Genomic DNA, 16,571 nt, shown 5'->3' on the forward strand with positions numbered 1-16,571 from the left:
GCGGCAGGCTGGGCCGTGATGCGGATCGACCTGCACACCCACTCCTCGGTGTCCGACGGCACCGACACCGTCGCGGAGCTGCTCGTCACAGCCCGCGCCGCCGGTCTCGACGTCGTCGCCCTCACCGACCACGACACGACCGCGGGCTGGTCGCTCGCCGAGGCCGCGCGCCCGTCCGGGCTCACCGTCGTCCCCGGCATGGAGCTGTCCTGCCGGTGGTTCCCCGACGACCAGCCACCCATCAGCGTCCACCTGCTCGCCTACCTCTTCGAGCCCACCCACCCCGGGTTCGCCGCCGAGCGGGCGCGGCTGCGCGACGAGCGGCTCGAGCGCGGCGAGCGCATCGTGACCGCCCTCGCGGCAGCCGGCTACGGCATCTCGTGGGACCGGATCGTCGAGAGGTCCGAGGGCGGCGTCGTCGGCCGGCCGCACATCGCCCGCGCGCTGGTCGACGCCGGGGCCGCCGACTCCGTGGACCACGCCTTCGCCACCCTGCTGCACCACCGCAGCCCCTACTACGTGGCCAAGGCCGACACCGACGTGCGCGAGGGCATCGCCCTGGTCCGGGCCGCGGGCGGGGTGCCGGTGTTCGCGCACGGCCTGGCCACCAAGCGGGGCCGGGTCGTCGGTGACGCCGCGATCGCCGCGATGGCCGAGGCCGGCCTGCTCGGTCTGGAGGTCGACCACCCCGACCACTCCGAGGAGGAGCGCGCGCACCTCCGGGGGCTGGCCGCGGACCTCGGACTCATCACCACCGGGTCCAGCGACTACCACGGCACCAACAAGGTCACCCCGATCGGCGCCTGCACCACCGACCCCCACCAGCTCGAGGCGCTGCTGGCCGCCGGGACCGGCAGCGCGCCGTTCGGCGACTGACCCGGGAACGTCGGACCCCGCGGCTACCGTGGCGCCCATGCGCAACCCGACCGACGGCGGGCAGGCGGTGCTGCCCGGCATGCCGAAGCGGCTGCTGCGCGCCTCGCCCCGGTCGCTGGCCGACTTCTCCGACTGCCCCCGCCGCTACCGCTACGCCAACATCGACCGGCCCAGCCCGCCGCGAGGCCCGCGCTTCGCCCACCACACGGTCGGGACGGCGCTGCACCAGGTGCTGTCCTCGTGGTGGGACCTCCCGGTCGAGCGCCGCACCCCAGGGGCCGCGCGGCAGCTGCTGTACGCGGCCTGGTCCCCGGCCGGCTTCCGGGACGACGAGCAGTCCGACCGCTGGCGCGCGCGGGCCGCGGGCTGGCTCACCGACTACGTCGCCGAGCTCGACCCCACCGAGGAACCGCGGGCCCGCGAGCGCACCGTCAGCACCATGACCGAGCGCATGACGCTGTCGGGCCGGGTCGACCGGATCGACGAGCGCGGCGAGGAGCTCGTCGTCGTCGACTACAAGACCGGCCGGGTGCCCTGCACCGACGACGAGGCGCGCGGGTCGCAGGCGCTGGCGCTCTACGTGCTGGCCGTCCGCCGCACGCTGCGCCGTCCCTGCAGCCGGGTCGAGCTGCACCACGTCCCCAGCGGCACGGTGGCGGCGTTCGAGCACACCGATCGGTCGCTGGCCAACCACGTCCGGCGGGCCGAGGACATCGCCGTCGACATCACCGCGGCCACCGAGCGCATGACCGCGGGGGAGGACCCGGACGCGGCGTTCCCCGCCGTCCCCGGCCAGCAGTGCGGCTGGTGCGACTTCCGGTCCAGCTGCCCGGCCGGCCAGGCCGCCGTCCCCGCCCGGGAGACGTGGAGCTTCCTGCCGGAGGAGGACCCGGCGGCCGCTTCCTAGGCGGCCGGCTCGTCGGCCACGCGGTCCCAGCCGGCCCAGACGATCGGGGACCGCTGCGCCCGCTGGGGGAGCCGGAGCAGGGTCTGCCGGAACGCCTTCAATGCGCCGGTCGCCGCCGCGTCGGTGAGCCCCAGGCCGGGCAGCGAGTACATCCGGCGGGCCCACTGCGGCAGCAGCGCCACCGCCAGCGCGGCCAGCCCGCCCCAGGCGCCTTGGGCCGGCGTCAGGTAGCGCACCCAGGTGGGCATCGGCGGCACCGTGACCAGGCGGTAGGCGTCCCGGGCGGCGGCGGTCACCGCCAGCTGCGGCCGGACCGCCTCGAAGTACTCCGCGAGCGCGGTCACGGAGTCCGGCGCGTCCTCCCGCGCGATCCCGATCAGCTCCGCCGCCGTCACCTGCTCGGCCACGTACCGGTCGGCGTCCTCGTCGGTCAGCGGCACCCCGGCCCGGCGCGCCACGTGCAGCAGCGAGTCCACCTCGCAGCAGTGCACCCACAGCAGCAGGTCGGGGTCGTCGACGCGGTACGTGCGCCCCGTCGTCTCCTCCGTGGCGCCGAGGCGGCGGTGGATGCCGCGCACCCGCGCCACCGCACGTACCGCCTCGGTGCGGGTGCCGAAGGTGAGGGTGTCGACGTAGGTGGCGGTCCGGATCAGCCGCGGCCACGGCTCGTCGCGGAACCCGCCGGAGAACCGCGCGACGCCGTCCATCGCCACCGGGTGCAGCGCCTGCAGCAGCAGCGCGCGCAGCCCGCCGACGGAGAACGAAGGGTCGGAGTGCACCCGCCAGCTCACGCTCTCCGGCCCGAAGAAGCCGAGCCGGTCCTCCTCCGGGGTCCAGCCGGACGGCAGCGGCGTCACGACGCCGCCGAGGCGTCGGCCCAGAAGTCGAGCAGCACCTCGAGCGTGCGCGCGGGGTTCTCCACCGCGGGGGAGTGGATCGAGTTCAGGATGACCTCGTGGCGGGCGCCGAGGCGCTGCGCCATGTCCGCCTGCACGTGCGGCAGCCACGCGTCGTCGGCCTCGCCGTGCGCCACCAGCAGCGGCAGCCCAACGCCCGCCAGCTCCGCGACCCGGTCGGGCTCGTTCAGCATCGCGTCGGCCATCCCGCGCAGCCCCGCCTCGGAGTTGCGCAGGAACCGGCGGGAGTAGAACTCGCGGGTCGCGGCGGGCACGGCCTGCGCCTTGGGGTCGGTCATCGCGACCTGCTCGAGCGTCTCGTGGACGAGCTTCACCCCGCCGGCCTCGAGCAGCGGCCCGAGGTGGTCGAGCAGCTCCGCCCGCCGCCCGCGCAGCTGCCCGGGGCCCGAGCCGAGCAGCGTGAAGGAGGTGAACAGGCCCGGCTCGGCGAGCACCGCGGCGCGCGTGACCAGGCCGCCGAAGCTGTGGCCCAGCAGGTGCAGGGGCTCGCCCGACTCCTCGCGCAGGACCCGCGCGACGGCGACGACGTCGCGACCCAGCTCCTCGACCGAGTAGGCGGACGGGTCGTCGGGGCCCGGCGACTCGTACTGCCCGCGCTGGTCGATCGCGACCACCCGGTACCCCGCCTCGCAGAGCGGCCGCAGCAGGGGAGCGAAGTCCTCCTTGCTGCCGGTGTAGCCCGCGACCAGCAGGGTCGTGCCGCGCACCGCCTCGCCGCCGGTGTCCAGCGCGGCCAGCGGGCCGGCGCCCCCGGAGAAGGTGCGGTGCGCCGCGTCGTGGTCGGCGAGCTGCCGCAGGTCGTCGGGGGCGATGGCGAGGGACACGATGTCGTCGGGGCCGCCGGGCATGACCATGGTCCCCAGTGAACCTCGCCCCAGCGCGCCGTGCAGCGGCGGGTCAGCGGTAGCCGAGCACCTGGTCGTCGAGCCGCAGCAGGACGACGGGGCCGATCGCCGACGCTGTGCCGCCGCCGGGCAGTCCGCCGACGGCGGAGCGCGCCGACTCAGCGCCCGTGGCGGGGTCCCGGAAGGAGAAGCCGTCGGCATCGGGCAGCACCAGCGCGGGCGGCCGCGCCGGGTCCTTGGGCGGTGCCGCGGCCACCGGCAGCCCGGTCGCCGGGGCCTCCCACGACCGCTCCCCGGACGCGGTGTCCAGCGCCGTCACGGTGCCGCCGATCCGCACCAGCGAGACCGTGCCGACGGTCGACTGCTGGACGTCGGTCACGTCGGCCGGCACCGGCAGCCGCGCCAGCTCCGTGCCGTCGGGGCCGGCGAGCGTCTGCACCTCGTCGCCGACGAGCACCGTCACCACGCCATCGGCCCCGAGCAGGCGCACGACGTCACCCGCGGCCACCGGCAGGTCGCGGCTCCAGTTCGGCGAGCCGGCGAAGCCGTCGAGCAGGCGCACCTGCACCTGATCCCTGTCGGAGCAGCGCTGCAGGACGACGACGCCGGTGCTGCCGACGTCCGCGCCCACCAGCCGGCAGCTCTCCGGAGCGGCGTACCGCCAGCGGACGTTGTTGCCGCGCGGGTCCAGCGTCAGCACGCCGGTCGGGTTGCTGGCCAGCACGATCGACCGGGTCGAGTCCAGGACGGCGTCGCCGGCGAGGCTCAGGCTCCGGGTCCAGGCGCGCACCCCGGTCGAGGCGTGGAGCGCGACAGCCTCGTCGCACCGGTCCGCCGTGGCGAACACGGCGACCACGACCCCGTCGGTGGCCGTCACGCCGCACATGCGGGCGTTCGAGCGGGTGTAGTGCCAGGCCTCCTCTCCGGTGACCGGGTCGAGCGCGCGCACCCCGTGCTCGGAGCCGACGATCACCCGGCCCTCGGCCAGCACCACCTCGGGCAGCGGACCGCCGTCGGCCGACCACGCCTGCGAGACGGCACCGGCCGGCGTCCCGGTGGGGACGTCGGCCGGTGAGGCGGTGGTGCTCTCCGTGGCGGCCGCGTCGGAGCCCCGCCAGAGCAGGGTCGCGACGAGCAGCAGCGCCAGGCCGGCCGCGGTCCACACCCAGACCCGCAGCGGCGGGAGGCGGAGTGCGGACACGGCGACCGGGTGGATCAGGCGGCGGACTCGGAGCCGCCACCGCCGCGGTTGGCGCCACCACGGCGGCGACGGCGGCGAGGCCGGGTGCTCGTGCCCTCGGACGGGGCGGACTCGGTGCCCGTGGTCGGGGCGGACTCCCCCTGAGCGGTACCGGAGCCACCACCGCGCGTGCGGCGACGCGGACGGCTCTTGCCGCCGCCGGCGCCCTGCTCGGCGTCACCGCTGCGGCCGCCCGACGGACCGCGCGAGTCGCCGCGACCACCGGAGGACGCCGGCCGGTTGCGCTTGCCGGTCTCGCCGAGGTCCTCGAGGGTCTCGGCGTCCAGACCCTCGCGGGTGCGCTGCGAGCGGGGCAGGCGGCCGGTGGCCGTCGTCGGCACGTCGAGGTCGGTGTAGACCCACGGCGACGTCGAGTACGTCTCCGGCGGGTCGGCGAAGTCGAGGTCCAGCGCCTTGTTGATCAGCTGCCAGCGGGGGATGTCGTCCCAGTCGACCAGCGTGACGGCGACACCCGTGGAGCCGGCGCGGCCGGTGCGGCCGATCCGGTGCACGTAGGTCTTCTCGTCCTCGGGGCACTGGTAGTTCACGACGTGGCTGACACCGGTGACGTCGATGCCGCGGGCGGCGACGTCGGTGGCGACGAGGACGTCGACCTTGCCGCTGCGGAACGCGCGCAGCGCCTGCTCGCGGGCGCCCTGGCCGAGGTCGCCGTGCACGGCGGCGGCGGCGAAGCCGCGCTCGACCAGCTCGTCGGCGACCTTCTGCGCGGTCCGCTTGGTGCGGCAGAAGACCATCACCAGGCCGCGGTCGCGGGACTGCAGCACGCGGGCCAGCAGCTCCGGCTTGTCCAGGTTGTGCGCCCGGTAGATGAACTGGGTGGTCTGCGGGACCGTCGAGCCCTCGTCGTTGCCGTGGGCGCGGATGTGGGTCGGCTGGGTCATGAACGACCGGGACAGGGTGACGATCGGGCCCGGCATGGTGGCCGAGAACAGCATCGTCTGGCGCTTGTCCGGGACCATGGCCAGGATCCGCTCGATGTCGGGCAGGAAGCCCAGGTCGAGCATCTCGTCGGCCTCGTCGAGGACCAGCCCCGAGACCTTGCCGAGGATCAGGTGGCCCTGCTGGGCCAGGTCGAGCAGCCGGCCGGGCGTGCCGACGACGACCTCGACGCCGGCCTGCAGGGCGGAGACCTGCGGCTCGAACGCGCGACCGCCGTAGATCGCCTGCACGCGGATGCCGCGCTTGGCGCCCGCCGTCCCGAGGTCGCGGGCGACCTGGACGCACAGCTCCCGGGTGGGGACGACGACCAGCGCCTGCGGGACGCCGTCGGCGCCCTCGCTCGGCGGGGTCACACGGGTCAGCAGCGGGACGCCGAAGCCCAGGGTCTTGCCGGTGCCGGTGCGCGCCTGGCCGATCAGGTCGTTGCCGGCCAGCGCCAGGGGCAGCGTGAGCTCCTGGATGGCGAAGGTGCGGGTGATCCCGGCCTCGGCCAGCGCGGCCACGATGTCGGGGTGCACGTCGAAGTCGCTGAACAGCGGGCTGTCGCTGGCGACCGGCGCGCCGCCGAGCTCCTCGACCTGCTGCTCGAGCTCCTCGGGAGCCGGCGCACCGGTCTCGGCGTGCTCGAGGGCCACGGCCTCGGGGGTGGCCTCGGGGGTGGCCTCGGTGGATTCGGGCGTGGGGGTGTTCTCGGTGGAGGTCAGTGCTCTCGCCTCTGGTCTGCTGGGGGAGAGGTCCGCGGCGCTCGTCGCAGCGGTCCCGTCCCGGTGGTGGTCGCGGGATCGGTTCCAGCGCCAACGCAGCCAGCAGAACCGGGCGTGTTCGAGATCGGCCCGGGAGACGGCCCCGGAGGGCGTCGTCCAGCGGTCGTCAGCGCACAGATACACAGCGCACCCGGGGGTGCACCGATTCCCATGGTAGCGCGGGCACCCGTTAGCCTCGGCCCGCCGCGCTGTCCGGGTGAGCTGCGCCACCTGCCGCGACCGGCCCCGGCGACCCGCGGAACCAGGAGATGCGTGTGACGACCCCGGTCGACAGCAGTGCCGTCGTGGACCTGCTGGGTGCGCTCGCCTACGCCGAGCTGACCGCCTTCGACCGCCTGGCCGAGGACGCCCGGCTCGCGCCCACCCTCACCGGCCGGGCGGCGCTGGCGAAGATGGCGGCGGCCGAGATCGGGCACCACTGCCGGCTCGTCGAGCGCCTGGAGCAGCTGGGTGCCGACCCGTCGCAGGCCATGGCGCCGTTCGTCCGGGCGCTGGACGCCTTCCACGAGAGCACCCGGCCCAGCACCTGGCTGGAGGGCCTCGTCAAGGCCTACGTCGGGGACGGCCTGGCCACCGACTTCTACCGGGAGATCGCCGCGTTCCTGCCCGATCCCGACCGCGCGCTGGTCCTCGACGTGCTCGCCGACACCGGGCACGCCGACTTCGCCGTCCGCGAGGTCCGCGCGGCGATCACGGCGGACCGGAAGGTGCCCGGCCGGCTCTCCCTCTGGGGGCGGCGGCTCGTGGGCGAGGCGATGAGCCAGTCGCAGGCGGTCATCGCCGAGCACGACGGGCTGGCCGAGCTCATCATCGCCGGGACGGGGGACCTCTCCGGCGTCGCGAAGCTGATCGAGCGCATCACCAGTGCCCACACCAAGCGGATGAAGGCCCTCGGCCTCAACCCCTGATCGGAGTCCCGTGCCGCACCTGCTCGTCGTCGGGGCCGGCCCCGGCATCTCGGCCGCGACGGCCCGCCGCCTCGGTGGCGAGGGGTACGCCGTCGGCCTGATCGGCCGCCGGGAGGGCGCGCTCTCCGAGCTGGGCGCCGAGCTCCGGCAGTCCGTCGCGCGCGTGGCCTGGGCCGGTGCCGACGCCGGCGACCCGCGCTCGCTCGCCATCGCCGTCGAGGCCCTCGTGCAGGAGCTCGGGCCGGTCGACGTCCTGCTCTACAACGTGTCGGTGGGCCGTGAGGTCGGCGTCCCCGACCTCTCCCCGGAGGACCTGCTCGCCGACCTGGCGGCCGGTGCCGTCGGCCTGCAGACGGCGCTCCGCGCGGCGCTGCCGGGCATGCGGGAGCGCGGCACCGGGACGGTGCTGGTCACCGGAGGCGGGTCCGCGGACAAGCCGATCCCGTCGATGTCGAGCCTGGGCGTGCAGAAGGCGGCGCTGCGGGCGCTGGCCGAGGTGCAGGCGCGGGCGCTGGCCCCCGAGGGCATCCACGTGGCGACGGTGACCGTGCGCGGCCTGGTGGGGGAGGACCGGCAGATCTCGCCGGACCGCGTCGCCGGTGTCTACGCCGAGCTCGTCGCGGAGACCACCGGCCCGCCCGAGCGGTGGCGGACCGTCGTGGAGCTCACGGCCCGCTGAGACGACGGAGGGGCGTCCCCGCGGTCCGCGGGAACGCCCCTCCGTGCGTGGGGACTACGCGCCGGCGATGAAGCCCACGCGGCGCTGGTCGGGCTGCGCGATCTCGACGTAGGCGATCCGGTCGACGGGGACGACGACGCGACGACCCCGCTCGTCGACCAGGGTCAGCAGGCCGTCCTTGCTCGAGCCGGACATGGCCGCGGCGACGTCCTTCTCGATCTCATCGGGGGTCTTGGGGCTGTCGATGACCAGCTCCCGGGGGGAGTGCTGGACGCCGATCTTGACTTCCACGTGGGCGATGCCTCCTCGGTTCGCGACTGCCCACCACGCTAGCCCAGCCGCGGGCCGACCGGCCCGCCGTCGGGGTGCGCCGTCAGCGAACGCCCTCAGTGCTCGCCGTCGACCCGGGGGAAACCGGAGATGCCGCGCCACGCGAGGGCCGACACCAGCGCGACGGCCTCGTCGCGGGAGACCGTGCCCTTGCGCGGCAGCCACCAGCGCGCGCTCGTCTCCGACAGGCCGGTCAGCCCGGAGGCGAGCAGCAGCGCCCGCTCGGGGTCGAGGCCGGTGTCGGCAGCGATGACCTCTGCGATCGCCTCCACGCAGGCCCCGGTGCCCTTGTCGACGATCGCCCGGACGTCGGCGTCGTTGCGCAGGTCGGACTCGAAGACCAGCCGGAAGGCCTCGCCCTCGGCGTCGATGAAGTCGAAGTACGCGCCGACGGCGCCGTCCACGCGGGCCCGGTTGTCCTCGGTGCCGCCCATCGCCTCGGCGACGCGGTCGGCCAGCTCGGAGACGTGTTCCTCCAGGAGGGCCAGGTACAGCTCCCGCTTGCCCGGGAAGTGCTGGTACAGGACCGGCTTGCTGACCCCGGCGCGGTCGGCGATGTCGTCCATCGCGGCGGCGTGGAAGCCCTGGGCGACGAACACGTCCTGCGCCGCGCGCAGCAGCTGCAGGCGACGGGCGCCCCGGGGGAGGCGGGACGTGCGCCGGTTCGTGTTCACGGCGGCGGGACGAGGCGGCTGCATGGCGAACGGGATGTTACCGGCGAGTTCCCCAACCGCATGCCGGACGGGCGGGGATTACCGTCGAATGGATGTCCGAGGCCACCCCGCCCGACGGCGCGACCGCCGGAGCCCCGGTCGCCCGCCCGTCGGCCACCCCGCTGCCCCCGCTCACCTCGCTCGTCCCGCCGTGGCCCGGTGAGCATCTTCCCGTCCGGGGCGGCGAGGTCTTCGTGCGCAGCACCCCGTGGACGGGCCCGGTCGACGGTGCGGACGGTCCGCGGGAGCGGGCGCTGTACGTCCACGGGCTGGGCGGCGCCTCGACCAACTGGACCGACCTGGCGGCGCTGCTCGCGGTGCGCTTCGACGGGTGGGCCGTGGACCTGCCGGGGTTCGGCCGGTCCCAGCCCCCGCCGCGCGGCCGGTACTCGATCCGCGGGCACGTGCGGGCCGTGGTCGACGTCCTCGAGCACGTCGTGGCCCGGCCAGGCGAGGCGCACGGGCGTCCCGTGCACCTGCTCGGCAACTCGCTGGGCGGGCTGGTCAGCCTGCTGGTCGCCTCCCGCCGTCCCGACCTGGTGGCCACGCTGACCCTGGTCTCGCCGGCGATGCCCGTCTACCGCGTGCCGCCCGCGTTCAGCCGCGCCCTGCTGCTCCTGCTCGTGCCCGGCGTGCCGTCGCTCGCGGCGCGGCGCATGGGCGCGATCACGCCGGAGGAGAGCGTGCGGGCGATGGTCCGGATGTGCTTCGGCGAGCCGCGCAAGGTTCCGCCGGAGCGGATCGAGCAGGCGGTCCAGGAGATGCGCGAGCGGTCGGAGCAGCCGTGGGCGGACCACGCGCTGACCCGCAGCATGCGCGGGCTCATCACCTCGTACCTGCGGGTCGGTGCTGCCAACGCCTGGCGGGCGGCGCGCACCCTGCGGATGCCGACGCTGGTGCTGTGGGGGGACCGGGACAAGCTCGTCGACCCGGCCATGGCACCCCGCCTGGCGGCGGCGGTCCCCGACGCCCGGCTGGAGGTGCTGGAGCGGGTCGGGCACGTCGCCATGCTGGAGGCGCCGGAGGCCACCGCCCGCGCGGTGCTCGGCCTGGTGGAGACGACGGCGGCGTGCCGGGAACCGCTGGCTGCTGTCGACACGCCACGCAGCGTGAGACGCTGAGAAGCTGACACCGGAGGACGACGAGGAGCACGAGTGCGGCCAGTGGGAGGACGTCCGGGGGACGGCCGTCCCTCGGGTGGCCGTCCGGGCGCCGCGCGCACCGGCCGGCCCGCGCCCCCGCCGCCGGTGCCGCCCCGCTCGATCCCGCCCCGCTCGATCCCGCCCCGCGCCGTGGTCCGGACCGCCGAGCGGCCGGGCCGCCCGCTCGTGGCCCGCGTCGACCCCGACCAGCCGGGCCGGCCCCGCGCCCCTCGGCAGCCGGTGAGGCCGCCGGCCGGACGCCTGCGCCGGTTCGCGCAGCGCTACGGCTGGCGCGCGTACGCCATACCGCTGCTGACCATCGCCACGATCGTCACGCTGGTCGACCTGGGTCTCAGCTCGCCCCTCGCGCCCTCCGGAGGCGGGGCGGCCGCCGCGCCGACGACCGCCTCGGACTCGACCACGCCGCCCGCGGTCGACTCCGCGCCGGTGTCACCGGCGGAGGGCGACGTCGCCCCCGCGGAGGCGCCGCCGACGGTCGGCGTCGAGAGCTACGTGGAGCAGGGCGCGGGAACGCTCTCGGTCGTCGACGGCACCTCCGCCGTCTACGGCACCGGGCCGCTGCGGCGGTTCATCGTCGAGGTCGAGGACGGCATCGGTGTCGAGGGACTGCCCTTCGCGCAGGCGGTCGAGGCCACGCTCGGCGACCCGCGGTCCTGGGGGAACGGCGGCCGCATGTCCTTCCAGCGGGTGGGTGCCGCCGAGGCCGCGGCCGGCCAGTTCGACATCAAGGTGAGCCTGGTCAGCCCCGGCAGCATGGAGACCTACTGCCCAGGGGTCGGCACCGGTGGCTACACGTCCTGCCGCTACGGCGACCGCGCCGTCATCAACCTCGCGCGCTGGGCCACCGCCGTCCCCGACTACGAGGGCGACGTCGCCACGTACCGGCTGTACGTGGTCAACCACGAGGTCGGGCACGCGCTCGGCAACGGGCACCAGAACTGCCCCGGCGCCGGCCAGCTCGCCCCGGTGATGCAGCAGCAGACGCTCGGCCTCGAGGGCTGCGTCAAGAACGCCTGGCCCTATCCCTGAGCCGCGCCTCCGACGCGCCGACCGGGGCTCTGGTGCAGGACCGACGTCGGGTCTAGCGTCGTCCCCGGTGCGCCGGGAAGCCTGGTCGGCAGTCGAGTTCCCGACTGCGATCGGAGTGCCATGTCCGCCTCGTCCGTCCCTGCGCTGCGCACCGAGCACCTGGGCAAGCGTTTCTCCTCCACCGTGGCGGTGGACGACCTCGACCTGACCGTCCCGCCGGGTGAGGTGTTCGGCTTCCTCGGCCCCAACGGCGCCGGGAAGTCCACGACGATCCGCATGGTCCTGGGTCTGCTCCGGCCCACCAGCGGCGCCGCCTGGGTCTTCGGCGACGACGCCGCCGACGTCGAGCGGGCGCACCGCCACCTCGCCTACGTGCCGGCCGACGTCGCGCTCTGGCCCGCGATGACCGGGCAGGAGTGCCTGGACCTGCTCGCCGGGATCGGGCCGGGCACCGACCTCGGCTACCGCGCGGAGCTCGTCGACCGCTTCCAGCTCGACCCCGGCAAGAGGGCACGCGCATACTCGACCGGCAACCGGCAGAAGGTCGCCCTGGTGGCCGCCTTCGCCACCCGGGCGCCGCTGCTGATCCTCGACGAGCCGACCAGCGGGCTCGACCCGCTGATGGAGCGGGAGTTCCGGCGGTGCATCCGCGAGGCCGCCGACCGGGGGCAGTCGGTCGTCCTGAGCTCCCACCAGCTGGCCGAGGTCGAGGCGGTCTGCACGCGCGTCGGCATCCTGCGGCAGGGGCGGCTGGTGGAGGTGGCCGGCCTCGAGGACCTCCGCCGGCTGCGGCGGTCGGAGGTCGTCGTCGACCTCGGTCACCCGGCGCCCGAGCTCGGGCGGCTGGCGGAACTGTCCGAGGTGGCCGACCTGCGGTGGACGTCGGACCTGCAGCTGGCGCTCGCGCTCGTCGGTCCGCCGGCCCGGGTGCTGCGCGCTCTGGCCGACGCCGACGTCGCCCGGATCGACGTCCGCGAGCCCTCGCTCGAGGAGATCTTCCTCGACTACTACGGCGAGGTGACGGCGTGACCACGCGGACGCCGGCGCGCGCCGGGGCGGACGTCGACCGACCCGGACCGCCCGCCCGGCCGGGGGCGGCGGTCACCCGCGGCCTGGTGCAGCAGCTCCGCCGCGGCACCCTCGTCGTCGCGCTGCTCTGCGGTGGGCTCGCGGCGTTCGTGGCGCAGGAGTACGAGCGCACCTTCAGCGGCGCGATCGGCGCCGACTCCCTCCTCTCCCTGGCCGAGAACCCGGCGATCCGCACCCTGTTCGGTCCACCGGTCGCCCTCGACGACCCCGGCGGGTTCACCGTCTGGCGCACCGGCACGGTGCTCGCCGTGCTGGCCGGCCTCTGGGCGGCGCTCGCCGGCACGCGGGTCACCCGCGGCGAGGAGGACGCCGGACGGGTGGACCTGCTGCTGTCCGGCCGGGTGCGGCTGAGCAGCCTGGTGCGGCGCTCGCTGGCGGTGCTCCTGGCAGCCGGGGCCGTCATCGGGGCGGCCGTCGTCGGGGGGATGCTGCTCGCCGGCACATCGGTCACCGGCTCGCTGCTCTTCGGAGCGGTCCTCGGCGGCACGGCCATGGTCGGCGGCACGGTCGGTGTGCTGGCCGGCCAGCTGCTGTCCGAGCGCCGGTCGGCCTCCGGGCTCGCGGTCGGCGCCATGCTCGCGGCACTGCTCCTTCGCATGATCGGGGACGGCGTCGACGCGCTGGCCTGGCTGCAGTGGCTGAGCCCGTTCGGCCTGGCGAGCCGGGTCGCTCCGTACGCCGACGACCGGTGGGCGCCGCTGCTCGTGCTCGCCGCGCAGGTCCTCGTCCCCGCCGTGCTCGCCGTGGTCCTCGCGGGCGACCGGGACATCGGCCGGGGCCGGTGGCGGGGAAGGGACCACTCCAGGGCGCCCAGCAGGCTGCTGCGGTCGTTGCCCGGCCTCGCGGTGCACCGCACGCGTCGCGCGACCGCGACGTGGTCGGCCGGTCTGGCCGCCTACTTCCTGCTCATCGGCCTGCTGGCGACGGCGATGCTGGACTTCCTGCGGGAGAACCCCGTGTTCGCCGAGCTGGCCGCCTCGTCGGGCTTCGTCCGGCTCGCCTCCGTGCAGGGCTACGCGTCGTCGCTGTTCTCGCTGCTCGCCGTCCCGGTCGGCGCGTACGCCGCCGCGCGGATCGCCGCGCTCGCGGCCGACGAGGTGGCGTCCAGGCTGACGCTGCTCTACTCCCGTCCGGTGACCCGTGTGCGGTGGGCGACGTGGGAGGCGCTGGTGGTCGCCGTCGGCACCGTCGTCCTCGCGGTCGTGGCCGGCCTCGCCGCGTGGGTCGGGGCGACGGTGGTCGACGCCGGGCTCGGTCCCTGGGAGGCGGTGGGCGGGGCGTTGAACGCAGTCCCCGTGGCGTTGCTGTGCGCCGGAGCCGCACTCCTGGCGCTCGGATGGCTGCCGTCGGCCGTGCTCCTGGTCGGCGTGCTCCCGGCTGCCGGGGGCTTCCTGCTGCTCGTGCTGGCCGACTCGTTCCGGTGGACCGGCTGGGTGCGTGAGCTGTCACCGTTCGCGCACGTGGCCGCCGTCCCCGCCGAGCCCGTGGACGTCGCCGGGACCGTCGGCATGCTCGTCGTAGCCGTGCTCCTGGCCGTCCTGGGCCTGCTCGGGTACGCGCGCCGGGACCTCCGTGGTTGACGTCACGGCGGCGGGAAGAGTCCCGCGTGCCACGCTGTTATCAGCGTGAACGGCGGCCCCCGGGCCGCAGTCGGACGATCTGAGGAGCACGACGTGTCCCTGCCACCCCTGGTGGAGCCCGCTGCCGATCTCTCCATCGAGGAGGTCCGCCGCTACAGCCGCCACCTGATCATCCCGGACGTCGGGATGGACGGGCAGAAGCGACTCAAGAACGCCAAGGTGCTCGCCGTCGGCGCCGGCGGTCTCGGGTCGCCCGTGCTGATGTACCTCGCCGCGGCCGGGGTCGGCACGCTCGGCATCGTCGAGTTCGACACCGTCGACGAGTCGAACCTGCAGCGCCAGATCATCCACGGGCAGTCCGACGTGGGCCGGTCCAAGGCCGAGAGCGCGCGCGACTCCATCAAGGAGATCAACCCGCTCATCGACGTCCGGCTGCACGAGACCCGCCTGGACAGCGACAACGTGCTGGAGATCTTCGGTCAGTACGACCTGATCGTCGACGGCACCGACAACTTCGCCACGCGCTACCTCGTCAACGACGCGTGCGTGCTGCTGAACAAGCCCTACGTGTGGGGCTCGATCTACCGGTTCGACGGCCAGGTCTCGGTCTTCTGGAACGAGCACGGGCCGAACTACCGCGACCTGTACCCGGTCCCGCCGCCGCCCGGCATGGTCCCGAGCTGCGCCGAGGGCGGCGTGCTCGGCGTCCTCTGCGCGACGGTCGGCGCCATCCAGGCCACCGAGGCGGTCAAGCTGATCACCGGCATCGGCGAGACGCTGCTCGGCCGGCTGATGGTCTACGACGCCCTCGAGATGACCTTCCGCGAGATCAAGGTCCGCAAGGACCCGGAGGGCGAGCCGATCACGGAGCTCATCGACTACGAGGCCTTCTGCGGCGTCGTCTCGGTCGAGGCCCAGGAGGCCGCCGCCGGCTCGACGATCACCGTCGACGAGCTCAAGGACATGATGGACGCCGGCAAGGACTTCGAGCTGATCGACGTCCGGGAGCCCAACGAGTACGAGATCGTCTCGATCCCCGGCGCGAAGCTGATCCCCAAGGACGAGATCCTGTCGGGTCGCGCCCTGGCGCAGCTGCCGAACGACAGGCCGATCGTCCTGCACTGCAAGACGGGTGTCCGCTCCGCCGAGGCCCTCGCCGCGGTCAAGGCGGCCGGGTTCAGGGACGCCGTGCACGTGCAGGGTGGCGTGACCGCCTGGGCGACCCGCATCGACAAGGCGCTCCCCACCTACTGACGCTGTCGGTCGACGGCCCGGTCCGTTCCCCTCGGGGGGCGGGCCGGGCCGTCGTCGTCTTGACTGGCGCCATGGCCGACTTCTCTCCCGTCGAGCTGCTGGAGCTCTTCCAGCGCGCCCAGAACCAGTTCACCGACCGGGTGGATGCCGTCGAGCCGGGGCAGTGGGAGGACGAGTCGCTGCCCGGGTGGACCGTCGCGGACCTCGTGGCGCACCTCGTGAGCGAGCACCTGTGGGCGCCACCGCTGCTGGCCGGTGAGCCGTTCGCGGAGGGACGGTTCCCGGACGAGACGAGCGACCTGCTGGGTGCCGACCCGTTCACCGGCTGGGAGTCGGCCGCCGACAACTCGTTGTCGGCCTTCGCCGAGGACGACGCGCTGATGCGCACCGTCCACCTGTCGCGCGGGCCGACGCCCGCGACGCAGTACATCCTCGAGATGACCGCCGACCTGACGGTGCACGCCTGGGACCTCGCCCGCGCCACCGGCGGCGACACCGAGCTGGACGGCGAGCTGGTCACGGCGACGCTGGTCTTCGCCGAGCAGCTGCCCGAGGACGGCATCCCCGGGGTGTTCGACCCGCCGCTGGACGTCTCCGCCGCCGCCCGGCCCCAGACCCGGCTGCTCGCGCGGTTCGGCCGCAAGGAGCACTGAACAAGGACCGTCCGGCCGGCGGGCGTCGTCCCCCAGCCGGCCGTTCCCGGTCCCGTTCCGTCCGCTGCCGGGACATCGCTTGCCATGATCGTCGGGTGACCGACCCCGCCGACGTCGACGAGGCGGTGTTCGACGTCGTCGACCAGATCCCGCCGGGCCGGGTCAGCACCTACGGCGCGATCGGCGAGCTGATCGGCGTCGGCCCGCGGCGGGTGGCCCGGGCGCTGTCGTCGGGCGGCGGAGCGGTGCCCTGGTACCGCGTGGTGCGCGCCGACGGGTCGGCGGCCGAGCCGGTGCGGGTGCGGCAGCTGGAGCTGCTCGCCGCCGAGGGCGTACCGATGCGGGCCGGGCGGGTGGTGCTGTCCGCCGTCCGCTGGCCCGATTGACCGGATGCGACTTCAGGAACTGTCGCGGCGTGCCGATCCCCTCGGCATGAACGACATCGCGTGCAGTGCCGTGGCCCAGGCCGGCCTGAGCGCGGCGACGGCGTCCCTGGACTCCGAGTCCGAGTGGCCGCTCCTGCTGGTGGCCGGCTGGCTGACCACCGCGGCCGACCTGGTGGTCGAGGCCGCGCTCCGCGACGCCGCCCTCGCCCTGACCTGAGGCCTTCCTCCCACCCGTCCCAGCCGCCCCGGAACTGTCGGCCCGCCGTGATTCCATCGGG

18 protein-coding genes are annotated in these 16,571 nt (G+C 75.0%); 12 read left to right on the forward strand and 6 right to left on the reverse strand.

What is annotated here, in order from left to right:
* The first annotated feature begins 18 nt into the window (after positions 1-18).
* Together DCS98_RS16920 and DCS98_RS16925 are read left to right on the forward strand one after the other, a co-directional pair.
* Entirely contained in the window at positions 19-876 is an 858-nt protein-coding gene (locus DCS98_RS16920; RefSeq protein ID WP_116452731.1) for a PHP domain-containing protein, read from the forward strand.
* A 37-nt stretch (positions 877-913) separates the two neighbouring features.
* Complete coding sequence (locus tag DCS98_RS16925) at positions 914-1,783, forward strand: RecB family exonuclease (protein ID WP_241038201.1); 870 nt, start codon at positions 914-916, stop codon at positions 1,781-1,783.
* Here the strand turns inward: DCS98_RS16925 and DCS98_RS16930 are convergent.
* Genes DCS98_RS16930 through DCS98_RS16945 form a run of 4 tightly spaced genes read right to left on the reverse strand, consistent with a single transcriptional unit; the run spans position 1,780 to position 6,380 of the window.
* Positions 1,780-2,640 (reverse strand): oxygenase MpaB family protein, encoded by an 861-nt coding sequence (locus DCS98_RS16930; protein WP_116452568.1) that lies wholly within the window; start codon positions 2,638-2,640, stop codon positions 1,780-1,782. The two genes, DCS98_RS16925 and DCS98_RS16930, sit on opposite strands and share 4 nt — an antisense overlap.
* Positions 2,637-3,554: an alpha/beta fold hydrolase gene (locus DCS98_RS16935; protein WP_116452569.1), complete on the reverse strand. Its 918-nt coding sequence runs from the start codon at positions 3,552-3,554 to the stop codon at positions 2,637-2,639. The genes DCS98_RS16930 and DCS98_RS16935 overlap by 4 nt, the downstream gene beginning before the upstream one ends.
* A 43-nt stretch (positions 3,555-3,597) precedes the next feature.
* A complete protein-coding gene (locus DCS98_RS16940) occupies positions 3,598-4,746 on the reverse strand; it encodes an outer membrane protein assembly factor BamB family protein (RefSeq protein WP_116452570.1) in 1,149 nt (382 codons plus the stop codon).
* Between the two features lie 14 nt (positions 4,747-4,760).
* Entirely contained in the window at positions 4,761-6,380 is a 1,620-nt protein-coding gene (locus DCS98_RS16945; protein WP_116452571.1) for a DEAD/DEAH box helicase, read from the reverse strand.
* A 383-nt stretch (positions 6,381-6,763) separates the two neighbouring features.
* Between DCS98_RS16945 and DCS98_RS16950 the strand changes: the two genes are divergently transcribed.
* Both DCS98_RS16950 and DCS98_RS16955 read left to right on the forward strand, forming a co-directional pair.
* Positions 6,764-7,417, forward strand: a complete 654-nt coding sequence (locus DCS98_RS16950) for a ferritin-like fold-containing protein (RefSeq protein WP_241038203.1) — start codon at positions 6,764-6,766, stop codon at positions 7,415-7,417.
* A gap of 10 nt (positions 7,418-7,427) precedes the next feature.
* Complete coding sequence (locus DCS98_RS16955) at positions 7,428-8,096, forward strand: SDR family NAD(P)-dependent oxidoreductase (protein WP_116452573.1); 669 nt, start codon at positions 7,428-7,430, stop codon at positions 8,094-8,096.
* Positions 8,097-8,150: 54 nt separating this feature from the next.
* On the opposite strand, the gene DCS98_RS16960 is transcribed toward DCS98_RS16955, so the two are convergent.
* A complete protein-coding gene (locus DCS98_RS16960) occupies positions 8,151-8,387 on the reverse strand; it encodes a DUF3107 domain-containing protein (RefSeq protein ID WP_116452574.1) in 237 nt (78 codons plus the stop codon).
* Positions 8,388-8,482: 95 nt separating this feature from the next.
* A complete protein-coding gene (locus DCS98_RS16965; protein WP_116452575.1) occupies positions 8,483-9,124 on the reverse strand; it encodes a TetR/AcrR family transcriptional regulator in 642 nt (213 codons plus the stop codon).
* Positions 9,125-9,192: 68 nt separating this feature from the next.
* On the opposite strand from DCS98_RS16965, the gene DCS98_RS16970 reads away from it, so the two are divergent.
* From DCS98_RS16970 to DCS98_RS23105, 8 genes are all read left to right on the forward strand, one after another.
* Positions 9,193-10,260, forward strand: coding sequence for an alpha/beta fold hydrolase (locus DCS98_RS16970; protein ID WP_116452576.1), 1,068 nt, complete (start codon positions 9,193-9,195; stop codon positions 10,258-10,260).
* A gap of 33 nt (positions 10,261-10,293) precedes the next feature.
* Positions 10,294-11,331, forward strand: coding sequence for a DUF3152 domain-containing protein (locus DCS98_RS16975; RefSeq protein WP_241038211.1), 1,038 nt, complete (start codon positions 10,294-10,296; stop codon positions 11,329-11,331).
* A gap of 120 nt (positions 11,332-11,451) precedes the next feature.
* Positions 11,452-12,360, forward strand: a complete 909-nt coding sequence (locus DCS98_RS16980; RefSeq protein WP_116452578.1) for an ABC transporter ATP-binding protein — start codon at positions 11,452-11,454, stop codon at positions 12,358-12,360.
* Positions 12,357-14,000, forward strand: a complete 1,644-nt coding sequence (locus DCS98_RS16985; protein ID WP_116452579.1) for an ABC transporter permease — start codon at positions 12,357-12,359, stop codon at positions 13,998-14,000. The genes DCS98_RS16980 and DCS98_RS16985 overlap by 4 nt, the downstream gene beginning before the upstream one ends.
* A 93-nt stretch (positions 14,001-14,093) precedes the next feature.
* Positions 14,094-15,254: an adenylyltransferase/sulfurtransferase MoeZ gene (moeZ, locus tag DCS98_RS16990; protein ID WP_116452580.1), complete on the forward strand. Its 1,161-nt coding sequence runs from the start codon at positions 14,094-14,096 to the stop codon at positions 15,252-15,254.
* 71 nt (positions 15,255-15,325) lie between these two features.
* Positions 15,326-15,907 (forward strand): TIGR03086 family metal-binding protein, encoded by a 582-nt coding sequence (locus DCS98_RS16995; protein WP_116452581.1) that lies wholly within the window; start codon positions 15,326-15,328, stop codon positions 15,905-15,907.
* Between the two features lie 95 nt (positions 15,908-16,002).
* On the forward strand, positions 16,003-16,293 hold the full coding sequence (locus DCS98_RS17000; RefSeq protein WP_116452582.1) for an MGMT family protein: 291 nt from the start codon (positions 16,003-16,005) through the stop codon (positions 16,291-16,293).
* Positions 16,294-16,339: 46 nt separating this feature from the next.
* Positions 16,340-16,510, forward strand: coding sequence for a hypothetical protein (locus DCS98_RS23105; protein WP_164704630.1), 171 nt, complete (start codon positions 16,340-16,342; stop codon positions 16,508-16,510).
* The last annotated feature ends 61 nt before the right edge of the window (positions 16,511-16,571 follow it).

Origin of the sequence: Blastococcus litoris, assembly GCF_003075095.1 — a bacterium.
GTDB classification, from domain to species: domain Bacteria; phylum Actinomycetota; class Actinomycetes; order Mycobacteriales; family Geodermatophilaceae; genus Blastococcus_B; species Blastococcus_B litoris.